Annotated in this window: 17 protein-coding genes and 1 pseudogene; 16 read left to right on the top strand and 2 right to left on the bottom strand. The window is 42.7% G+C overall.

Going from position 1 to position 21008, the window contains the following annotated elements; translation table 11 throughout:
• The coding region (locus tag UF75_RS29635; RefSeq protein WP_207642485.1) for a hypothetical protein at window positions 1-187 on the bottom strand (187 nt) is incomplete at its 3' end.
• 750 nt (window positions 188-937) lie between these two features.
• Between UF75_RS29635 and UF75_RS16615 the strand changes: the two genes are divergently transcribed.
• From UF75_RS16615 to UF75_RS16600, 4 genes are all read left to right on the top strand, one after another.
• Window positions 938-1633, top strand: coding sequence for a GntR family transcriptional regulator (locus UF75_RS16615; RefSeq protein ID WP_045575705.1), 696 nt, complete (start codon window positions 938-940; stop codon window positions 1631-1633).
• Between the two features lie 29 nt (window positions 1634-1662).
• Window positions 1663-3252 carry an FAD-binding oxidoreductase gene (locus tag UF75_RS16610; RefSeq protein WP_045575704.1) on the top strand — a complete coding sequence of 530 codons (1590 nt, stop codon included), beginning with the start codon at window positions 1663-1665 and terminating at the stop codon, window positions 3250-3252.
• A gap of 13 nt (window positions 3253-3265) precedes the next feature.
• A complete protein-coding gene (locus UF75_RS16605; RefSeq protein ID WP_045575703.1) occupies window positions 3266-4849 on the top strand; it encodes a glycerol-3-phosphate dehydrogenase/oxidase in 1584 nt (527 codons plus the stop codon).
• Window positions 4850-4992: 143 nt separating this feature from the next.
• Complete coding sequence (locus UF75_RS16600) at window positions 4993-6570, top strand: FGGY-family carbohydrate kinase (protein ID WP_045575702.1); 1578 nt, start codon at window positions 4993-4995, stop codon at window positions 6568-6570.
• Window positions 6571-6816: 246 nt separating this feature from the next.
• On the opposite strand, the gene UF75_RS16595 is transcribed toward UF75_RS16600, so the two are convergent.
• Complete coding sequence (locus UF75_RS16595) at window positions 6817-8292, bottom strand: DASS family sodium-coupled anion symporter (protein WP_082075193.1); 1476 nt, start codon at window positions 8290-8292, stop codon at window positions 6817-6819.
• 814 nt (window positions 8293-9106) lie between these two features.
• On the opposite strand from UF75_RS16595, the gene UF75_RS16590 reads away from it, so the two are divergent.
• The 12 genes and pseudogenes from UF75_RS16590 to UF75_RS16535 all read left to right on the top strand — a co-directional run.
• Window positions 9107-10393, top strand: a complete 1287-nt coding sequence (locus UF75_RS16590) for an LTA synthase family protein (protein ID WP_242860283.1) — start codon at window positions 9107-9109, stop codon at window positions 10391-10393.
• Between the two features lie 84 nt (window positions 10394-10477).
• Complete coding sequence (eutS, locus tag UF75_RS16585; protein ID WP_082075192.1) at window positions 10478-10816, top strand: ethanolamine utilization microcompartment protein EutS; 339 nt, start codon at window positions 10478-10480, stop codon at window positions 10814-10816.
• Entirely contained in the window at window positions 10816-11265 is a 450-nt protein-coding gene (locus UF75_RS16580) for a EutP/PduV family microcompartment system protein (RefSeq protein ID WP_045575699.1), read from the top strand. The genes eutS and UF75_RS16580 overlap by 1 nt, the downstream gene beginning before the upstream one ends.
• On the top strand, window positions 11246-12682 hold the full coding sequence (locus tag UF75_RS16575) for a sensor histidine kinase (RefSeq protein WP_045575698.1): 1437 nt from the start codon (window positions 11246-11248) through the stop codon (window positions 12680-12682). The genes UF75_RS16580 and UF75_RS16575 overlap by 20 nt, the downstream gene beginning before the upstream one ends.
• Window positions 12679-13272, top strand: coding sequence for a response regulator (locus UF75_RS16570; RefSeq protein ID WP_045575697.1), 594 nt, complete (start codon window positions 12679-12681; stop codon window positions 13270-13272). Before UF75_RS16575 ends, UF75_RS16570 begins: the two co-directional genes overlap by 4 nt.
• 626 nt (window positions 13273-13898) lie before the next feature.
• Entirely contained in the window at window positions 13899-15434 is a 1536-nt protein-coding gene (locus UF75_RS16565; RefSeq protein ID WP_045575696.1) for an amino acid permease, read from the top strand.
• Between the two features lie 358 nt (window positions 15435-15792).
• Complete coding sequence (locus UF75_RS16560; protein WP_045575695.1) at window positions 15793-17196, top strand: ethanolamine ammonia-lyase reactivating factor EutA; 1404 nt, start codon at window positions 15793-15795, stop codon at window positions 17194-17196.
• Between the two features lie 27 nt (window positions 17197-17223).
• Window positions 17224-18588, top strand: a complete 1365-nt coding sequence (locus tag UF75_RS16555) for an ethanolamine ammonia-lyase subunit EutB (RefSeq protein ID WP_045575694.1) — start codon at window positions 17224-17226, stop codon at window positions 18586-18588.
• Window positions 18589-18675: 87 nt separating this feature from the next.
• Window positions 18676-19479, top strand: coding sequence for an ethanolamine ammonia-lyase subunit EutC (gene eutC / locus UF75_RS16550; RefSeq protein ID WP_045575693.1), 804 nt, complete (start codon window positions 18676-18678; stop codon window positions 19477-19479).
• A gap of 178 nt (window positions 19480-19657) precedes the next feature.
• Window positions 19658-19993 carry a BMC domain-containing protein gene (locus tag UF75_RS16545; protein WP_045575692.1) on the top strand — a complete coding sequence of 112 codons (336 nt, stop codon included), beginning with the start codon at window positions 19658-19660 and terminating at the stop codon, window positions 19991-19993.
• Window positions 19994-20109: 116 nt separating this feature from the next.
• The gene (gene eutL, locus UF75_RS16540) at window positions 20110-20757 is read left to right on the top strand and encodes an ethanolamine utilization microcompartment protein EutL (RefSeq protein WP_045575691.1); all 648 of its coding nucleotides are present in this window, start codon (window positions 20110-20112) and stop codon (window positions 20755-20757) included.
• A 22-nt stretch (window positions 20758-20779) separates the two neighbouring features.
• Window positions 20780-21008, top strand: a pseudogene (locus UF75_RS16535) (acetaldehyde dehydrogenase); the annotation flags it as partial.

The raw sequence follows: 21008 nt of genomic DNA, 5'->3' as shown, positions 1-21008 counted from the left end.
CTATCTCTAACGAGATAGCATTTTTGTGTTCATAACAAGTGTTAATAAGAATGAAAGATCGGGGTTCCACCCGTTCGATCCACACTGCAGGAGAATGCGTATTGGGACGCAGTGTGGCGAAAGGCTCCCCTTCGCCACTAAGTCTTCCTTTGAGGTGGGTGGCTCGGCGATAATGTCCACCGGACACTATCGTGCCTTTCGTTCCAGGGCCAAGGATACTTGGAGCATAGCTCCTGGGAAAGTAGAATCCACACGGCTGGAGCGTTCGTCATGGGACGCCGTGTGGCGTTAGGCTCATCCGCCTAACGTATCTTCAGGTAACAAGCGAAAAACTATCTCTAACGAGGTAGTTTTTCTGTGTTTTGTAATACTGTAAAGATTCGAGGCATCTCGGGCACCGGGGTTCCACCCGTTCGGGATCCACACTGCTGGAGAGTGCCTTATAAGTCGCAGTGTGGCGAAAGGCTCGTCCGCCTTTCGTCACATTGCAGGAGTGTTCGTCATGAGGCGCCGTGTGGCGATAGTCTCCACGGGAGACTATCGTATCGCCAGGTAATAAGCGAAAAGACTATCTAACGAGGTAGTCTCTTTGTGTTATAAAAATACTTTTTGATGGCAAACAAAACATCCACGTGGTACGGCTTAAAGATATAGACCCATCAACTACTTCCATTGGTATACCTTGGCTTATACTGGGTTTATAACCAATGGATAATCGCACTTTGCCCATTGAGCTCCACTCCTCTAATTAATATTCCTTAAAAGGAATACTCAATTATTGGTGGTTGCTTCCGTTATCGTAACTCCTAACATTTCATGTATATTAATTTAGGAATTTTTGAGTTTTCCACACTAGACAGAATATACTGAATAATATAAAATAATGGTATTACCACAAGATGGAATATATATTACCACAATGGAATAGAGGTATTACATGGAAGAAGAATTTAAGTTACCAATACGCTCATCGGATCTTGTAGAAAACAAGTTAATTAGAGCAGTTCTTCTAGGAGAGTATCCACCAGGAAGTGAACTTCCTCCCGAACGTGACCTAGCCGCTAAGCTGGGAGTTGGGCGCCCAACTTTGCGCGAGGTTATTCAACGTCTGGAACGGGATGGGTGGTTTACTGTCCGCAAGGGCCAGCATACGCTAGTAAATGATTTCTGGCGTGAAGGTAACTTGAACACATTAGTAAATATAGTGCAAAGTTCTGAAGAAGTACCTGAAGATTTTATAATAAACTTGCTGGAGGTAAGGTCAGTTCTCGCACCGGCCTACGTAAAAGATGCTGTACACTGTTGTCCGGCTAAGGTAGTAGCTACACTTACTGAGATTGATGAACTTAAAGATGTGGCCGAAGTATTTGCCTTATTTGATTGGCAGTTACAAATAAAGTTAGTTAATTTGGCCAAAAATCCAATTTATCGTCTTATGTTAAATAGTTTTGGTGCTATATATGTTCAAGCTGCTAGGCGCTACTTCATGGTAAGCGAAAATCGTCAATTATCACTACAATTTTATCAAGACCTCTTGGCTACGGCTATGGCATCAGATCCTCAAGGGGCTGAAACGGTGACAAAGGAGGTTATGAAAGCAGTTCTTCGATGTTATAAGAATCAAGTTAAGTAGGAGGAGAATGGTAGAGGAGGGGTTTCATAATGAGACGATGGAACGGATGGGGAGATGATACCGTTGATTTTGAGGTTCCCCAAGCGGCGAGTGAGTATTTGGCTAAGCTGATAGGCCCTGCAATACCTCCCAATAATATTTCTTTAGAAGAAATGGTGACAATGGTACCAGCATCACGCCTGCCGGACCATCGGTTGATAAGTACTGACAAGGAGGTACGTTTACGCCATTGTGCCGGACAGAGTATGTCTGACTGGATATATTTTCGAGGGGGTTTAGTGCCCACTTTTCCAGATGGAGTGGCTTTTCCAGAATCCGACAATGATGTCCGCGAGATACTGCGTTTTGCCAAAGAAATTTTAGCTCAAGTGATTCCCTACGGCGGGGGTACCAGTGTTGTCGGTCACCTAACTGTTCCGAGGGGCGAGCAGTCTGTAATTACGGTTGACATGGGGCGAATGAACAAGCTATTGCGACTTGATAAACAAGGATGCCTGGCAACGTTTCAAGCAGGAGTGCGGGGACCGGACTTAGAGGCTGCTCTAAGGGCGGAAGGATTTACTTTGGGGCACTATCCTCAGTCGTTTGAATTGTCTACTTTGGGCGGCTGGGTGGTTACCCGTTCTGCCGGACATTTTTCCTTGGGATATGGGAGAATAGAAAGCTTATTTGTCGGAGGTGAGATGGAGACTCCGATTGGTACGGTTAAGATACCTGCTTTTCCGGCTTCCGCTGCTGGGCCTGACTTGCGAGAATTCATTATGGGTTCTGAGGGTAGATTGGGAATTGTCACAAAATGCACCATCAAAGTGACTGCATTGCCAGAAACAGAGATCTTTCCCGCAGCTTTTTTTGCAGGAAGGAAAGAAGGCGTCGCTGCTGTGCGTGCACTGGCCCAAGCTCGAATTCCACTTTCTATGATAAGACTGAGCTTACCTGAGGAGACGGCGATAACCCTGAGTCTCAAACATGGGTGGCAAATGGACCTGTTGTATCGCTGGCTTGCTTGGCATGGTATTAAAGAACAAAAATCCATGCTTCTTTATGGGGCCGAAGGTACTCAGAAAAAAGTTCACTGGGCATTACGCAGGGCTAAGGAAATTATTAAGGAACACCATGGAGTCTATGTTGGTACATCGGTTGGTAAACACTGGTACAAAAGCCGTTTTAAGTTGCCCTATATACGTAATAATCTGTGGGATATTGGCTATGCAGTTGATACATTGGAAACGGCAGTTCCCTGGGATAAGGCCCCAGAAACATGGAAAGCGATTGAAGAGGGCTTACGTAATGCGTTAAAGGGAGTGAATGAAAAAGTTCATGTATTTACTCATCTCTCTCATGTCTATCCCCATGGTACGAGTCTTTATGTTACGTACCTATTCAGGTTAGCGGATTCCCCGTCTGAGACAATGTCGCGCTGGCAGGCCTTAAAAAAAGCAGCCTGTGAAGCAATAGTACGAACGGGAGCGACTATTACCCACCAGCATGGAGTTGGAATTGATCATCAACCCTATTTGGCCGCTGAAAAGGGAGAGCTGGGGATAGAGATGATTTCTTCTCTATGCTGCAGTCTAGATCCCGAAGGCATGATGAATCCCGGGAAATTGATCAAATAAGGGGGAGGATATCGTGAAGCGCGATCAGATCTTGGCTGAACTGAAAAAACCATGGGATATTATTGTAGTGGGAGGAGGAATAACTGGAGCAGGAGTGTTTCGTGAGGGGGCGCGGGCAGGGCTCCGATGTCTGCTTTTGGAACAACGCGACTTTGCCTGGGGTACTTCCAGCCGCTCCGGTAAAATGGTCCATGGTGGTTTGCGTTATTTAGGGCAGGGTCAAATTAAGACTACTTGGCATTCCGTTAGGGAAAGGGAAAAGCTGTTGCGAGATTATGCGGGGATGGTCGAGTCGATGGGGTTTCTTGTCCCTTACTATGAGAATGACCGCTTAACTCCCTATTTGCTAGGCGCAGGTCTGACAGTATATGACCTTATGGCTTTTCGATATGACCACTGCCAATTAGATGCCGTGAATTTTGGCATGCAGGTCCCCACGATGGATAGTCATGGATTAACTGGGGGAGTTCGGTTTAGAGACGCCCGTACTGATGATGCCCGGTTGGTGTTGAGGGTAATTCAAGAAGGCGAAAGCTTAGGAGGCATAGCTCTTAATTACGTTAAGGTAGAAGAAGTCTGTAAGGATAAGACTGGTCGAGTGCAGGGTGCAACACTAAAAGATGAAGTAAGTAAAAAAAATGTAGAGGTACGGGGACAACTGGTGATAAACGCAACTGGCGTTTGGGCAGATGAATTGCGTTCTCAGATGAGTAGATCTCCTCGCATGCGTCGGCTGAGGGGAAGTCATTTAATATTCTCGAGCTGGCGTTTCCCTTTGGCTCAGGCAGTGAGCTTCTTCCATCCTGCCGATAACCGGTCGGTCTATGTACTCCCTTGGGAAGGGATCACCCTGGTCGGTACTACTGATGTTGACCATGAACATTCGCTAGCTGAGGAACCGTGTATTAGTTATAGTGAAGGGGAATACCTCTTAGAAGGGGTTAGGGAAAACTTTCCGTCTCTTAACCTGACAGCCAAGGATATCATATCCACCTTTTCTGGGGTGCGTCCTGTAATAAATACTGGTAAGGCAAATCCTTCTAAAGAATCACGTGACCATGTTATCTGGAATGATAATGGATTGGTGACGGTAACTGGTGGAAAAATGACCACCTTCAGTTTACTGGCCAGAGAAACCTTGGCCAAGGTACGGAAGCATATACCCACAACGGGAATTGGTAAGAGAAACAGTCAACCAGTTTCAAAGGGAACTGATTGGTTAATTTCCAAGACTCAACAAGAAGGAGTTGCTTATCAACGTTTAGCTGGACGCTATGGTTATGATAATGGAACGGCCATGCTACAGCAGGCGAATGAGAGTGAACAGGAAGTTATCCCGGGTACCAATATTATGTGGACCGAGCTGTGCTGGGCAGCCCGCTATGAGAGAGTCGTTCACTTAGAGGACCTCTTATTACGCCGTGTACGCTTGGGTTTATTAGTTCCGAACGGAGGGGCTGATCTGCTAAAGCAGATCCGTGAAATCGTACAGCCAGAACTAGGCTGGGGTGATCAGCAGTGGGAACATGAAGCAACCCATTATTTAGAACTTTGGCGGGGCGCCTATAGCCCTGGTTTAATTACTTCACATTCATGAACCCTCTCTAAGGCAAAACCTAGGTAGAAAAGCCAGTTTTATCGATTAAACGACGTTCAAACAATGGGACCAGAATGAAAAAGCAGGTAGGTATTTGAGGATTTGGACATCTGACATCAGGTTTCGACTTAGGAGGAGAAATTATGGGTGAAGAAATTCTTTTAGCGATTGATGTAGGGACCCAAAGCGTGCGGACTTTAGCGTTTGATCTAAAGGGTCAGCTGATCGACCATGCTCGAGTCGTCTATCCTGTACCTTATTATTCACCACATCCGGGGTGGGCCGAACAGGATCCCAACTTCTATTGGGAGAGTTTGGCGGAATCTTGCCATAAATTATGGAACGGAGGGAAAGTTTCTGTAGAATCTATTGCGGCAGTTGCGCTAACTTCTCAGCGCGGTACAGTAATAAACCTCGATCAAAGTGGTCATCCGCTCCGCCCTGCCATCCTCTGGCTTGATCAAAGGCGCGCCAAAAAACTGCCAAGCCTAGGGCCAATTTGGGAAACCATTTTTAAAATTTCAGGTCTTAGTGGGACCCTGTATACCTTACAGGCTGAGGCTGAGATCAATTGGTTGAGGGAAAATGAACCGAAGGTTTTGGAAGAAACTGCGCATTATCTTTTCCTATCTGGCTTTCTAAGTTATAAATTAACGGGCAAATTTGTAGATTCAATAGGATGTATAGTCGGTTATGTTCCGTTTGATTATCGCAGACAGACTTGGCCATCACCCAACCACTGGAAGTGGAAGGCTATTCCGGTCAAGGCCGATGTTTTTCCTCGATTGGTGCCCCCTGGAAGCAAAATGGGGTGCATTTCAGCTGAAGCTGCCGCACTTACCGGGTTGCTAAAAGGATTACCTCTCATTGCAGGTGCTTCAGATAAAGCCTGCGAAGTGCTTGGCTCTGGTTGCCTTGAATCTCATCAAGGATGTATCGGTTTTGGTACTACCGCCACTATAGGTGTTAATTCTAAACATTATGTTGAGCCTATTCCCCTAGTACCACCGTATCCCAGCGCTAATCCAGGTGCCTATAACTTAGAAATCCAAACTTTCCGGGGTTTTTGGATGGTTTCGTGGTTTAAAGAACAGTTTGCCTTGAAAGAACAGGAAATTGCTCAGGAAAGGGGAGTTTCTACAGAATCTCTGTTGGAAGAAATGGTGGCCGAAGTTCCCCCAGGCTCACTGGGACTGCTTTTACAACCATTTTGGTCTCCCGGTCTTAGATATCCTGGGCCAGAAGCTAAGGGGTGCATCATTGGTTTCGGCGGAATACATAAGAGAGAGCATATTTACCGTGCACTGTTAGAGGGATTGGTTTATTCGATGCGTGAAGGAAGAGAACGCATCGAAAAACGCAGCAAAGTGCAGATCACTGAACTTACTGTGTGCGGAGGAGGATCGAAAAGCGATCAGGTGATGCAGATCACTGCAGATGTATTTAATCTCCCTGTGCGTAGGTCGAGAGTGATTGAAGCCTCAGGCCTTGGAGCAGCTATCTTAGCAGCAGTGGGTTCGGGGCTCTATCCGGATATTGAGACTGCAGTTCGGGAAATGACAAACGTAGGAAGGGTGTTTGAACCAAACCCTAAATCCGTCAAGATCTATGACGAATTGTTCAAGAAGGTTTATTCCAAGACTTATCGGAGGCTGCGTCCACTGTACAGGGTAATTCAAGCCGTTACCGGGTATCCCGAAATTCCTGGGAAGATCGGTTAACCATTACTTCCCTGATTTAACTTTCTAACACCGAAAGCATAGTTTTCCCAAATTTGACACTTCAAGAATGTTTTCTTTGGCAATTACTTTCATCTGAATTGCCGTAAATCGCCAATTCCAGATAATTTGAATGGTCAAATGTTTTATGCACAAACATATTCAACTGCTGTAGCGGTTTAGGGTCAGTTTCAATAATAATTAGACACCCTTCAAATGTGTTGGGTGTCTTTCACTTTCTTTGTGACTTTATTTAAGTCCAATCATTGGCCACCAGACTAATGCGGTAATCACCATCACAATCAATGAGGCTAAGGTGAGCCAAAAGCCTGCTCGCAACATATCCCTAGGGGTATATATCCCAGTGGTGTAGGTAATGACACCGGGCAGGGTTTGAACTATGAGAAGAAATCCAAATAATGTTGCGATATTTATGGTCATTGCTACCAAGAGCGGATTTATTCCGAGTTTTAGGGCTATTTGAAGCATAATGGGGATTAAAGTCAGAACAACAGTTGAAATGTTTGTAACCACAAGGTGATAAAAATGTGTGAGAACGATCAGTAGAATGACTAATAGCAGAGGGTTAGATAACCCTGCATGTAGTCCGGGAAAGGATAATAATTCCCCGGCGAGGAAATCAGCGGCCCCTGAGTTATTAAGGGCGGAGGCCATAGATAAGCTGGCACCGATCAAAATGACGGTTCCCCATTCAATGTCTTTTAATTTATTCCAACTGGTAACTCCAATTCCAGGCAAACCCATGAGAACAGTTGCTAATATTGCAGGGACTGCTGTCGGTAATTTATGAAATGATTCAGTCATCCAGAGACCGACCGTTAGAGCTAGAATCAAAAGGCATTTTATTTCTTGTGTTGATAAGTGTCCTAATTCCATAAGCTCGATGCGTAACTGATTTACCTCTAACTTTTTTGTTTCTGGGGGAAATAGTTTTGGAAGAATCAACCAAGTAATGGGGACCATGAAGAGCCATACTGGCCAAGTAATCTTTAACCAAGTGAAATAATAAATCTCTTGCCCAAGGATATTCCTTAAGAGATCAGCAGTTAATACATTAGCAAGAGCAGCCGGTAACAAACCCACTCCACTAATACATGCTCCAAAAGTGAGTCCAAGGATTAATAATTTTGCTATGTTAGAGTTCTGGGATAGTTTCATCGAGACAATAACTGCCATAACCGCAGGCAAAAGGAGAGTTGTCCTTACTGCCGTTGCTGGAATAACTAGACTTAATACTTGAGGGGCTATTAACACTCCAAGTAAAGCTCCGTGAATACTTCCCCCGAACCGGATGATGGAATAATTAGCAAAACGCTTTCCCAGAGTGGTACTATTTACGCCTTGTGCCATCATAAATCCGGCCATGATTAAGAAAGTAGACCCGTTGGAAAAACCAATTAAAGCAGTATCTAGGGAAGTAGCCTTAAGGATTGGTAAAGCTGCGATCACTAAAAGTGAAGTGAGTGCCAAAGGAATTGGTTCTAATACCCATAACCAAACCGAAGCTCCGGTAATTCCTATTGTAGCCCGAAGCGCCCAGGAGAGATTTCGCGGAAGAGTAATGATTATCAATAAGAAAATAACGCAAGCGGTTATTAATTCAACATAAACTCGTATCTTGGGGTGGGGGTTATAGTGCAACATATCCAAATACCTACAATCATCAGAATCTTCAGAGTATTTATCTTGTTTATAGTTTAACATTAATAATTGATGTATAAAGAGTTTTGACCATATTGGTTTTAATCCAACTCTTTACTTATTAGATTAAAGATCAATATACAAAAGGAATATAATTCAAAATTGATTTATTAAAGGATAATACAGATTTTTGTCGAATATTATTAAGTTCATTAATCTAGGCTCGCAAAGGAATGGTGTATTTTTGGCTCGTTTCGAAGATGATTTCACAGATATCAATACGAAGTTAAAAAATCATACTTATGTTCCGAATAATTTATATGAAGTGTTACACACTCTTATCTCATCTAGCTTAGGATGGCTAAAAGATAGTGTTTTTCTGTTCACTACTTTGGCGATGTTGTTTAAATCTATCCTTTTTATTGGTCTTATCAATAATGATAATGCGACAAGCTATAGCTATATAAAAGCTTTCTATAGTTTTAGCTCTTCGCCGCCTTTAGCGGTTTACGTTTGTTTTAGTATTGTTATATTGAGTTTTGCCTTTCTGTTTAAGGGCAGGACCCGTTTTTGGTTTCTGGTTAGTTGTAATAGCTTGTATTCTATCCTGCTTGTTACAGATTTAATGTATTACCGTGGTTACACTAGCTTTATATCCCCTTATTTGCTCAGCCAAACAACGAATCTGGATAACCTTTATAGCAGCGTTATATCGATGCTACGTCAGATCGACTTTTTGTTTATCCTTGATCTTGTAGTTTTATTGGGTATTGGATTTAAGTTTAAGAAGTTCTATGTTAGGACGAAAAGAAATATTTATACCCTATTCATCCTTCTGATAATTTCGGTCTCGTATATTTATTATCAACATGTTCAATTGGATCTTAAGGGAAATGGGGATGGGATGCTTTTTAGAATTGCTTGGTCTCCGAATCAGACCATGTCTAACCTTTCCCCGTTAGGGTACCATAGTTTCGATATATATAACTATCTTAAAGATAGTAGGGCCCCTAAATTAACGCCTGAGGAAAATCAGGAAATTAAGAATTGGTTTGTTCAAAACCAAGAGAAAAAATCACCGGTTAATGAGTATCATGGAATTTATAAGGGTCAAAATCTTTTGGTGATTCAAGTTGAGTCACTCGAGGCATTCGTAATAAACCAAAAAATTAATGGGCAAGAAGTCACTCCTAATCTTAACAAACTTCTAGGCAATAGTTTATATTTCTCCAATTTTTACGAACAAGTTTATAATGGAACAAGCTCGGATGCCGATCTAATGACAAACACCTCAGTTTATCCGGTTCGTAGTGGTGCGACCTTTTTTCGATTCCCAAACAACACTTATAATTCACTGCCTAAGATTTTAAGAGAGGATGGGTACAGTACTTTAGCCATTCACCCTGATAAAGGGTCCTACTGGAATTGGATGCCTGCCCTAACATCCATAGGTTTTGAAAAGACGATGGACGAAACCCGATTCAATACAGATGAGAAAATCGGCTTGGGAATCAGCGATGGCAGCTATTTTAAACAAATAGTGCCCGTAATTGAACAACAAAAACAACCGTTCTATAATTTTATGGTGACTTTAACAAGTCACAGCCCCTTTGATTTACCTGATCAATACCGATCACTTATTTTAAGTGATGATTTAAATAAGACGAAATTAGGCGGTTATTTCCAAAGTATTCGTTATACCGATGAGCAAATTGGAGCTTTTTTGGAGTCGCTCGATAAAAAAGGAGCTTTGGATAATACAGTGGTGGTTATCTACGGAGATCATACTGGAGTACACAAATATTATAATGATGAAGTTAAAGAAGTTCAGCCGCAGGAGAGTTGGTGGCTCGATGACAGTAAACGAATCCCCCTGATTATTTATCATAAAGGCATGAACGGACGAGAGATCGCGACTACAGGCGGACAAATTGATACGATGCCTACAATTGCCTACCTGATGGGTGTTAACGAAGACCGTTATAATAACACAGTGTTTGGACGCAATTTACTAAATACCACAAAGGATTTCGCCGTTTTGTCCAACCGACTGTACATGGGAAAAGCTGAAAATAGTACGCAACAAGAAAACCAAATTAAAGGTCTGGATATTGCGGATCTCGTCCTTCGGAAAAATTACTTTAAAGAAGCTGGGTATAAATAAGAAGGACTTTAATAATTTTCGACGAAGTACTCAGTCGTTGACGACGTTGATTGTTCGTAAGTTTTAGAAATGGTGGTGTTTTGCTTGGTTGAAAAACAGCGTGTGATCCAGGAATACGTTCCAGGTAAACAAGTAACAATGGCTCATATTATCCCAAACCCACAAGGAGATATTCATGAGCGTTTAGGAATCGTAACCAAAGGAGCAATTGGAATTATGACAATTACCCCCAGTGAGGCAGCAATTATTGCTGCTGATGCTGCTAGTAAAGCAGGGGATATAGAACTTGGGTTTTTAGATCGCTTTACTGGTTCCCTAGTGATTACTGGGGATGTTTCTAGTGTCGAAGCAGCATTACGGGCAGCAGTAAATACTCTTGTTAATATACTAGGGTTTTCAGCAGCTGAGGTGACGAGAAGTTAATGGGGAAAATACTTCTTATTGGGGGAATTGGTGCCGGTAAAACCACTTTGAAACAAATGCTTATGAATGAGCAAGTTAGCTATCAAAAAACACAAATGTTGGATTTTTCTAACGTCTTTATCGATTGTCCGGGCGAATATCTTGAAATCCCTCGCTTTTATCATGTTTTAATTGATACGAGTCATCAAGTTTCAGAAATTTGGGCACTACAAGATGCTACGAAAAAAAGGACATTCTATCCGCCAAAATTTTCGAAAGTTTTTCGCAAACCAGTTATAGGGATCATAACTAAAGTCGATCTACCAACAGCTGACATAAAACAAGCAAGTTATTATTTAAACTATGCAGGAATTGAAGAACCTTTTTATACAACCTCCAGCATAGATGGTGGAGGATTTGCTCCTTTGCGTATGCGATTGGAGGCGTTGAATGAATTGCAAAACCATTAAGGAGTTATGTACTGAATACACAAACCTCACCGATGATGATATCAAGGTATTACAAACAATGGCTCTGCAGATCCCACATACTGCTGAAATGACAGGGACCGATATTTTTATAGATGCACCGCTGAAAGACGGAGTCGATGCTGTGGTGTTAGCGTGGGCTTGTCCAGAAAATCGGTCCTTGTATGGACATAATGTCGTGGGTGAATTAGCGTTAGCTAAAAGTGAGCCTGCGGTTTATCGAACGCTCAAAACGGGTGAAACCTGTCGTAATGTGCGAGGAGTTAGCCAAGAGGGAATACCTATTGCTCAAACGGTGGTCGCGATTCGTAACGCAGCGAACGATGTAATTGGTACGCTCATTATGGAACGAGATATTTCCGAAGAACTACGGCAGGAAGAGCAAGTCGAGTTTTTGACCCAAACGGCCGAACGCCTGAGTAACACGTTAATGAATTTGTCGATGACAGGTTCACAGTTCGAAAGCTGGGTTGGGAACGGACTGTTTGTTTTAAATAAATCCAGTAAAATTACATACGTCAATAATAAGGCTGCAGAAATCTATTTAGAGTATTATGGATTTGAAGCTCTTGGACAGGATTTCTTGTTTTCCATGGTTAATTGCTCATCTTTGACTGAATTATTAGATACTCTTGAAAACCCGGCAGAGTTTTGTATTCTAAATAAAAGCTATCTCTTCCAGGCGTTTCCACTAGTGACTTATGGAGATCTAAGTGGTTGTGTAATATCGTTTAGGGATATAACAGACCTTCGCAAAAAAGAACAGGAACTAAGTGCCCAGAGTACGGTAATACGAGAAATTCACCACCGAGTTAAAAATAATCTCCAAAATGTTGCAGCTTTACTTCGTTTGCAGATGAGGAGGTCGGATTTAGACGTTGTAAAATCTGAGTTTTCGGCAAGTATCAACCGAATAATCTCTATTGCCATGGTTCATGATGTTTTTGCCTGCCAAGATCGTGACTCGGTTGATTTAAGGGAACTTTCTCAGCGCATTCTTAGTAGTTTGTTAGAAAGCTCCATGTCGCCTGAGCAGAGCATTGAGGCCCATGTCGAAGGACAAACTCTTCATTTGCCGAGTATACAAGCTGTTCCGTTAGCTTTAGTCATTAATGAACTTTTGACAAACAGTTTTAAACATGGAATTCGTTTCTTAGAAAAGGGCCTAATTATCCTATCTATCTCCGAAAAAAGAGGAACGATTTACCTTACAATAAAAGACAATGGGCCGGATCCAGATGTACCTTTCGATAAAGTAAAACAAAGGCGCTTGGGTTTACAGATTGTTGATTCATTAGTGGGAGATCAATTAGGTGGAGAGTTTAGAATGGAACGTATAGAAAGAGCGACTATTGTAACGGTTAGCTTTCCAAAACATAGTTCGGAGGGGCAGTTATGAGCGAACTATCCATTTTAATTGCAGACGATGAGGCACTAATTCGCTTAGATATTAAAGAAATGTTGCAAGGGGCTGGACATATTGTTTGCGGCGAAGCAAATAATGGCTTGAAAGCAGTAGAATTGGCGAAGTCTTTGGCTCCAGATTTAGCGATTCTGGATGTGATGATGCCAGGGCTAGATGGGTTGGAAGTGGCTAAAGTCTTACATTCTATGAACATTCCCGTCTTATTGCTTACTGCCTACAGTCAGTCTAAATTTATTAATAGGGCAGAGAAAGTAAGCGTGTATGGCTACCTTGTCAAACCAATAACCGAACGAGATCTTCTTCCTGCAATTCAAATTGCCTATGCTCGCTGGAGAGAGTTGCAAGATGTCCGTACGAAATTAGAAAACACCCAACTGGAATTACAAAGTCAAAAATTAATCGCCCGTGCCCGTGCTATACTCGCAGAACGTAATGGAATCAGTGATTATGAAGCGCATCAATTGCTTATTCATCAGGCCATGGATCTTCGCATTACGGTCATAAAACTTGCAACTCAAATTGTGCATGGGGATCCTAAAGCTTTTAAAAAAAATAAATCTTGATCCCATCCAGAATTACCGAGATGGATGAAAGGTCTTTGATTTTATAACAGTTTTCGCTTAAGGATTATCTTAAATTTCTGAAACAAACTTCATGGAAGGGTCACTCTTTTAAGTAATAATGTCTTCTGGAGTTTAGAAAATTTATTTTTTATTAATAAAGGAATTAACATATTAATGGCGAATAATAAAATTTAGCAACCAAGATAACATTTATTTTCTAGCTTAAGGATAAGGTTTGGGCAATGTGGCCCTTCAAAATATCAAGACTGACTTGATATTTTGAAGGGCTTTTTAGTTTGTATAAAGAAATTTTCAGAAAAATATTAATATTGCATAAATATAACAGGAATATTTTTGATAAGTGACGAATTATTAATTCACAAAGGAATAGTGGGCAATAAAGCCCTTCAAGTCATCCAATATTTGCTGGATGAGCTTGAAGGGCTTTAAGAATATTGATTACAGTTCTATCAGTTATTTATACGATTAAGGGAGGTGGTTTTGGTTTTCCGGTTATTGATCTAGTTTTTTTAGAAAGGGGGTGAAGTTCAGAAAGTTTTCATAAAAACAGCCAGGATGAATTTCAGGGATTTCTGGACAATATTTATTTTAAGGGAGTGAGGATTGTGTCAAAATTATCACGAGACGAAATTGTTAAGCAAGACCTAAAACGATTGCATGAACTTGGTTATAAACAAGAATTAGCTCGATCAATGAGCGGATTCACAAATTTTGCAATTTCATTTACCATTATTTCTGTACTTGCTGGGACCCTGACACTGTTTGGCTTTGGACTTAATGTTGCAGGTCCATCAGCATTGGCTTATGGTTGGCCAATCGTAAGTATCTTTGCGATTGCTGTAGCTGCTTCAATGGCAGAGATTGCCTCAGCATATCCTACAGCTGGTGGGCTTTATTATTGGGCCTCCAAATTAGGAGGATCTGGCTGGGGTTGGTTTACAGCATGGTTTAACGTAATTGGCCAAATTGCCGTAACAGCTGGTATTGACTATGGGTTAGCGATGTTTGTGGATGCTTTGTTAAATCAATATTTTTCTATTATTCCAGCCGATGGACAGGCAGGTTCCATAGCAACTTTAGTAATCTATGCCGTGATTCTGATGCTTCAAGCTTATATCAATTCTAGGGGCATCAATTTGGTATCCTCTTTAAATAATATAAGTGCCTGGTGGCATATCGGAGGAGTTATAGTAATCGTAGGTGCTTTACTGTTCTTTGCTCCTCATCATGAGAATCCTCTAAACTTCATGTATCATACCCAGTTTACAGGTACAGGGTTTCCTTATTGGTACGGTTTCTTATTAGGATTGTTAGTTGCTTCTTATACATTTACAGGTTATGACGCTTCTGCTCACGTTTCAGAAGAGACTGAAGGGGCTGAAATGACTGCACCCCGTGGAATTCTGATGTCGGTGGTCGTATCGGCTATTGCAGGCTACCTACTTATTATTGGCTTTCTAGTTGCTATGCCTGATCTACAGGATACTCTAGGTTCCACAAATGCGGTGCTCTACATTCTGACAACGCGTTTAGGGGGTACTATTGGAACATTAATGTTCTTAATTGCCATTGTTGCTCAATTTTTCTGTGGAACTGCTTCTATAACCTCTAATTCGCGAATGATTTTTGCGTTCGCACGTGATGATGGAATGCCTAAGTCTAAGATCTGGTATAAGTTAAATGATCGTCACGTTCCTTTAAACGCGTTATATCTATCCATTACTTTAGCCTTTATTCTTGCGCTGCCCGCATTATTTAGTACCGTGGTATATTCAGCCGTAACCTCTATTGCGGTTATTGGACTATATATTGCTTACGTTATTCCTGTATTCTTAAGAAATATTCATAAGGATCGTTTTAAGAGTGGCCCGTGGACTCTCGGATCATGGAGCCCATTAATTGGATGGGTAGCAATTCTCTGGACAGTTTTTGGTGGCATCCTGTTTATGCTGCCTGTATCCTATCCGATAACAGTGAGTAATTTCAACTTTACGGGAGTAGTCTTATTAATCGTCTGGGCTTTTCTTATCCCCTGGTATTTGATTAGTGTACGTCATTGGTTTAAAGGACCAAAATCAGCATTTGACGATAATAAAGACATTGACTATATTGCCCCAGATACACATCATCATTCAGTATAGTGACTCCGTGAAAACTCGCAAATATTTCGAGGAAACTATTTAATATAGAAGGAATAATGGAATTAGTAGCGAATTATAAAATTATGATCTGCTTTCAGAAGAATGATGCGCAGACCCGTCTTATTAGATATTTTACAAAGTAATAGCGGGCAATAGGGCCCTTCATCTCGTCCGGGTAACTGGGATAGGATGAAGGGCCTATGAATTTTTATTGAGTTTGCAACTTTGTAAAGGCTCACTGTGGTTTATGTCTTTGCCATACTACAATTTTAAAGATTTAGCTTTAACCGTTTAGTAGAGTCGTTTTGATGACTGAATTTCTTAGGAGTATGCAGGGAGAGGTGCCTAAAAAATAATCATGGCAAAAGAGATGACATTAGTCAGCGTAGGGATCGATGTCGGAACAACAACGACTCAGTTGGTCATTTCGCGGCTCACCCTAGTCAATGTAATGCCTGGTAGCCAAGTGCCAAAAGTAGAAATTAGCCACAAAAGTATCTCTTATATGGGTAAGGTTCACTTTACTCCCTTTGAAGATCGTCAACATGTAGACGGTGCTGCACTTCGTGAAATTGTTGCGAAGGAATATGAGAAAGCTGGAGTAAGCCCTGAACAAATCGACACCGGCGCCATTATTATTACGGGGGAGACTGCTAAAAAGGAAAATGCTTCAGAAATTATCCATTCATTGGCAGCGTATGCCGGAGATTTTGTTGTAGCAACGGCTGGACCAGATCTCGAAAGTTTAATCGCTGGAAAAGGATCGGGAGCCGAGGCGCTCTCCAAGCGCTTACATGCATGTATTGCCAACATCGACATCGGTGGAGGGACTACAAATATTGCCTATTTTGATCGGGGCAAGTGCATAGGGACGGCGTGTATTAATGTTGGCGGTCGTCTTATGGAGGTAGATCCGCTGACGCACCGTTTAAGCTACATTTCCACTCCCACTCAGAAGATTATAAATCGATGCTATCCGAACCGTTATCAGGCCCAAAGTGGGGATGAATTGGCTGTTATTCAAACCTGTATACAGAGTATGGTGGAATGTGTTGAACGAGTTATTTTCCAAGAACCTATACTTCCTCAAGATAGACCCCTAATAATGACGAATTTGCTACCGGATGTGAAGCTTGACGGAGTGGTTTTTTCCGGAGGGGTTGCCAAGTATATCTATCTTCCTGGAATTAAGGAATGGTGGATCCATGGGGATGTTGGGCCACTCTTGGCAGAGGCATTTCAGAAAAGTCGGATTTATTCATCCCTTCTCGTCCATGAAGGTTCTGAGACGATCCATGCCACAGTACTTGGGGCTGGAGCCCACACGGTCAATGTATCAGGATCGACCATTACGGTTAGCAAACATACACTTCCGTTACGGAATGTGCCAGCAGTCTACCCGGAATGGGAGGCGTCAGGAAAGTTATCGTGGCTCAAATCCGCAGAGAAATACTCTTTCTACCGCACAGTAGCGCTGGTTGTACCATCCTTGGACAATACAGACTTTCTAACGATTCTCACCTTAGCAGAAACTCTTGCCTGCGAACTACCCTTAATTAAAGGAGAGCCAAAAGTGATTATCGCTCAACAAGATATTGCTAAAGTGCTGGGACAAACCCTGCAAAGACTTCTCCCTTCTATTCCACTGGTTTGTTTGGATGGTATCGAGCTGGCCTTTGGAGACTTTCTGGATATTGCTAAACCATTACCATATCAAGATGCCGTACCTGTGATTGTTAAGACATTAGTTTTTGCTAATTGATAGACACTGCAGAAGGGATGTGAAATTGTGAAGCTAAAGACACGACTTTTTGGTCAAACGTTTAATTTTAAAGATGTTAAAGATATTCTGGCAAAAGCGAACGAAATTAAGTCAGGTGATATTCTCGCTGGTATTGCAGCCGAAGATGCTGCAGAGCGGATCGCTGCAAAACGAGTTCTATCGGAATTAACTTTGGAAGATTTGCGGAGAAATCCGGTCGTACCGCTTGAGGAAGATGAGGTATCACGCCTCATTGATGCTGATGTCAATGAGCCTATCTATCACACGATTAAGAATTGGAGTGTTGCAGAGTTCCGAGAGTATGTTCTTAGAACTGAAACTACCGGATCTGATCTCCGAAGGATTAGTCGCGGTCTCACCTCAGAGATGGTCGCCGCAGTTACCAAACTTATGAGTAATCTCGACTTAATATTAGGGGCTGCTAAAATTCAAAATTTGGCCCATTGTAATACGACGATAGGAAAAAAAGGTTGCTTAGCTTCTCGGCTGCAACCGAATCACCCAACAGATGGGGTTGATGGGATTTTAGCCAGTTTGCGCGAAGGGTTGTCCTATGGTGTTGGGGACGCAGTGATTGGACTGAATCCTGTTGACGATTCTGTTCCAGCTACTATACGTAGCTTGGAAACTCTTTATCAGTTTGTTGAGGAGTGGAAGGTTCCTACTCAAATTTGTGTTTTAGCACATATCTCCACTCAAATGAAGGCCTTGAGAAAAGGGGCGCCTGTTCATTTATTATTCCAATCTATTGCTGGCTCACAGAGTGGGAATGAGGCATTTGGAGTCAGTCAAGAAATTCTAGATGAAGCGTATGCTCTTGGCTTAAAAGAGGGTTGTGCGACAGGTCCTAATATTATGTATTTTGAAACAGGACAAGGCTCGGAACTTTCATCTGAGGCTCATCATGGTGCTGATCAAGTAACTTTAGAGGCACGATGTTATGGGCTAGCCCGTCATTATAACCCGTTTTTAGTAAATACTGTCGTTGGCTTTATCGGCCCGGAATATCTCTATGATACTCGGCAAGTGACCAGGGCAGGTCTTGAAGACCATTTTATGGGTAAGCTTACCGGTTTACCAATGGGGGTTGATGCTTGTTATACCAACCATATGAAAGCAGATCAGAATGATATTGAAAATCTGGCAACTCTGCTCGCAGCAGCAGGCTGTACTTACTTTATGGGGATCCCTATGGGGGATGATGTGATGTTAAATTACCAGTGTACTAGTTTCCATGATATTGCGACGTTACGAGAACTTTTTAACCTAAGACCACTACCTGAATTTGAGACTTGGGCAGAATCAATGGGAATTCTAGCTAAGGGGAAGCTTACGGGCCGTGCTGGAGATGCGACGATATTTACAAGGTAAGGGGGGATAAAAAATGAGCTTGGAAGATAGTGTTCGCCACATCGTAGAAGAGTTCCTTAAAGGGATGGAAAAGGAAAAATTCAACCTTTGTATAGTACTTTACCGTTAACAAATTCATCGAATATTGATGAATGTCAGATAACAGATTTAACAGAAATCGATTTGCAACGTTATTTGCAAGTACCCAATCCAGTTAATAAGGCACTCTATGAAGAAATGAAGCTTTCAACCCCCGCTCGCATCGGAGTTTGGCGTAGTGGTCCCCGTCCTTTGACAGATACGTTACTTCGTTTCCGAGCAGATCATGCAGTAGCGCAAGACTCTGTACTCGGTGAAGTACCTGAAGATTTCCCAGTAAAGTATAATATGGTTTCCATTCAAACCCTTTGCCAGTCGAAAGATGAATATCTTACACGGCCAGATTTAGGACGAAAACTTGACGCTGAGAATTTAGAAATACTCTCGAAAAGGTGCCCAAAGGGTGCCATGGTCCAAATCATAGTTTCCGATGGGCTTTCTAGTAAAGCAGTTGAAGCTAACATTCCAAATCTTCTTCCAGCTTTAACACAGGGCCTTGAAGGAATGGGCGTGAAGCTGGGAACAACAATCTTTGTTCGACATGGTCGGGTTGCTGTGATGGATACAATTGGTGAAGAACTGAAACCCGAAGCTGCTGTGATCCTAATCGGAGAACGACCCGGTCTGGGAACGGCCGAGAGTATGAGTGCCTATATGGCATATAATCCAAGATTAGGGATGGTAGAGAGTGAACGAACCGTGATCAGTAATATTCACAAAGGCGGAACTCCTGCGGCGGAAGCGGGCGCCCACTTAGCCAGTTTAATAAAAAAAATACTAAAGGCTAAGGCATCGGGCGTTAATCTTGAGTAGAAGGTCGCAATCTATTCTTTTGTTGGCAAGGTTATTATGGACGTCGCTTATGCTACTAGGAGGCTTAACGACAAAAGAGTTTATGGATAACTTCAAGCTGTCCTTATATAATGGGATGTGAGAGTGAAAAGAATATTTACGCATTAATAGTGCTAGAGAGTGAAAGGAGTAAAAGCAAATGGCTATAAGAGAAGATCTAGTTGCCCTAGGAATGGTAGAAACCCGTGGAATCGTAGGAGCCATCGAAGCAGCGGATGCTATGGTTAAAGCAGCGAATGTCACCCTAATTGGAAAAGTAAAAGTTGGAGGAGCCTTAGTCACCGTCATGGTCCGAGGAGACGTGGGAGCCGTTAAAGCCTCCGTCGATGCTGGGGCTGCAGCAGCAGAGCGAGTTGGAGAACTCATCAGTTGTCACGTAATCCCTCGCCCCCATCAGGAACTTGAAGCCATTCTACCTAAATTACCGGTCATCGAAGAAAAGCCGAAAACTAAAAACGTAGAGAACACAAAGTAACGTTGTTTAGCTCAAGCTGAACCTTTAACGTTTAACTCCCACTCATAGTGGGAGCCATGAAACGAGTTAAATCGTCGGAGCTAAAAAAGCGTCCGGCATTCATAGGGAGGGTAATCATGATAGAGCCCATAAAGCCAAAAGTATTAGCTGTCCGATTAATTCCCAACGTGGCCCCCGATCTAGCCGAAAAATTAGGTCTCACAGGCTATCAACGCTCAATCGGGATGATCACCGCTGACATTGATGATTCGACCTACGTCGCCTTAGACGAAGCGACCAAAAAAGCGGAAGTAGAAGTCGTGTATGCCAAAAGCTTCTATTGTGGAGCAGCACGAGCCTCGGGGCCCTTATCCGGAGAAATTATAGGCATACTAGCTGGGCCGAACCCAGCCGAAGTAAGAGCCGGAGTGGATGCCTGTATTGACCACCTGGAAAACGAATGCTGGTTCTACACCAGTGACGGCGGAAAAACCGCCTGGTTCCCGCACACCGTGTCGCGAACCGGAAGCTACCTTTCCAAATTGGCGGGAATCCCAGAAGGGGAAGCGCTATCCTACCTGATCGCGCCTCCGATCGAAGCCATGTATGGACTTGACGCCGCCTTAAAAGCTGCAGAAGTGACGATGAAAGCCTTTTACGGACCACCGACCGAAACCAACTTTGGTGGGGGACTCCTAACCGGCTCCCAAAGTGCCTGTAAATCGGCCTGTGAAGCGTTCCAAAGAGCCGTGATCGACGTCTGTGAAAACGGCCTAAAATTCTAACAAAAGGGAGGTGCCGCTCGTAATGGAACTTGATCGAGACCTATGTTCCTTACAAGAAGCCCGAAATTTGGTTCGAGCTGCACGCCAAGCCCAAGAAGCCCTAAGAGACTTCACGCAAGAACAAGTGGATCATATCATTGACCTAATGCGCGAAGCCGGTGAAGCCAATGCAGCCAGGTTAGCCATGATGGCGGTTTCAGAAACGGGCATGGGAAACTACGAAGACAAATGCTTTAAAAACTATTTTGCTT

Source organism: Desulfosporosinus sp. I2 (genome assembly GCF_000960765.1).
Taxonomy (GTDB): domain Bacteria; phylum Bacillota; class Desulfitobacteriia; order Desulfitobacteriales; family Desulfitobacteriaceae; genus Desulfosporosinus.
Note: the sequence above shows the minus strand (reverse complement) of the source record. Positions and strands in the feature narration are given on the sequence as shown.

What these genes read in the sequence shown, in the direction of transcription:
- UF75_RS16610 (WP_045575704.1), top strand. Translation starts at nt 1,663, where the DNA reads ATGAGACGATGGAACGGATGGGGAGATGATACCGTTGATTTTGAGGTT.
- UF75_RS16570 (WP_045575697.1), top strand. Translation starts at nt 12,679, where the DNA reads ATGAGCGAACTATCCATTTTAATTGCAGACGATGAGGCACTAATTCGC.
- UF75_RS16580 (WP_045575699.1), top strand. Translation starts at nt 10,816, where the DNA reads ATGGGGAAAATACTTCTTATTGGGGGAATTGGTGCCGGTAAAACCACT.
- UF75_RS16560 (WP_045575695.1), top strand. Translation starts at nt 15,793, where the DNA reads ATGGCAAAAGAGATGACATTAGTCAGCGTAGGGATCGATGTCGGAACA.
- UF75_RS16600 (WP_045575702.1), top strand. Translation starts at nt 4,993, where the DNA reads ATGGGTGAAGAAATTCTTTTAGCGATTGATGTAGGGACCCAAAGCGTG.
- UF75_RS16545 (WP_045575692.1), top strand. Translation starts at nt 19,658, where the DNA reads ATGGCTATAAGAGAAGATCTAGTTGCCCTAGGAATGGTAGAAACCCGT.
- UF75_RS16595 (WP_082075193.1), bottom strand. Translation starts at nt 8,292, where the DNA reads ATGTTAAACTATAAACAAGATAAATACTCTGAAGATTCTGATGATTGT.
- UF75_RS16615 (WP_045575705.1), top strand. Translation starts at nt 938, where the DNA reads ATGGAAGAAGAATTTAAGTTACCAATACGCTCATCGGATCTTGTAGAA.
- eutL (WP_045575691.1), top strand. Translation starts at nt 20,110, where the DNA reads ATGATAGAGCCCATAAAGCCAAAAGTATTAGCTGTCCGATTAATTCCC.
- UF75_RS16575 (WP_045575698.1), top strand. Translation starts at nt 11,246, where the DNA reads ATGAATTGCAAAACCATTAAGGAGTTATGTACTGAATACACAAACCTC.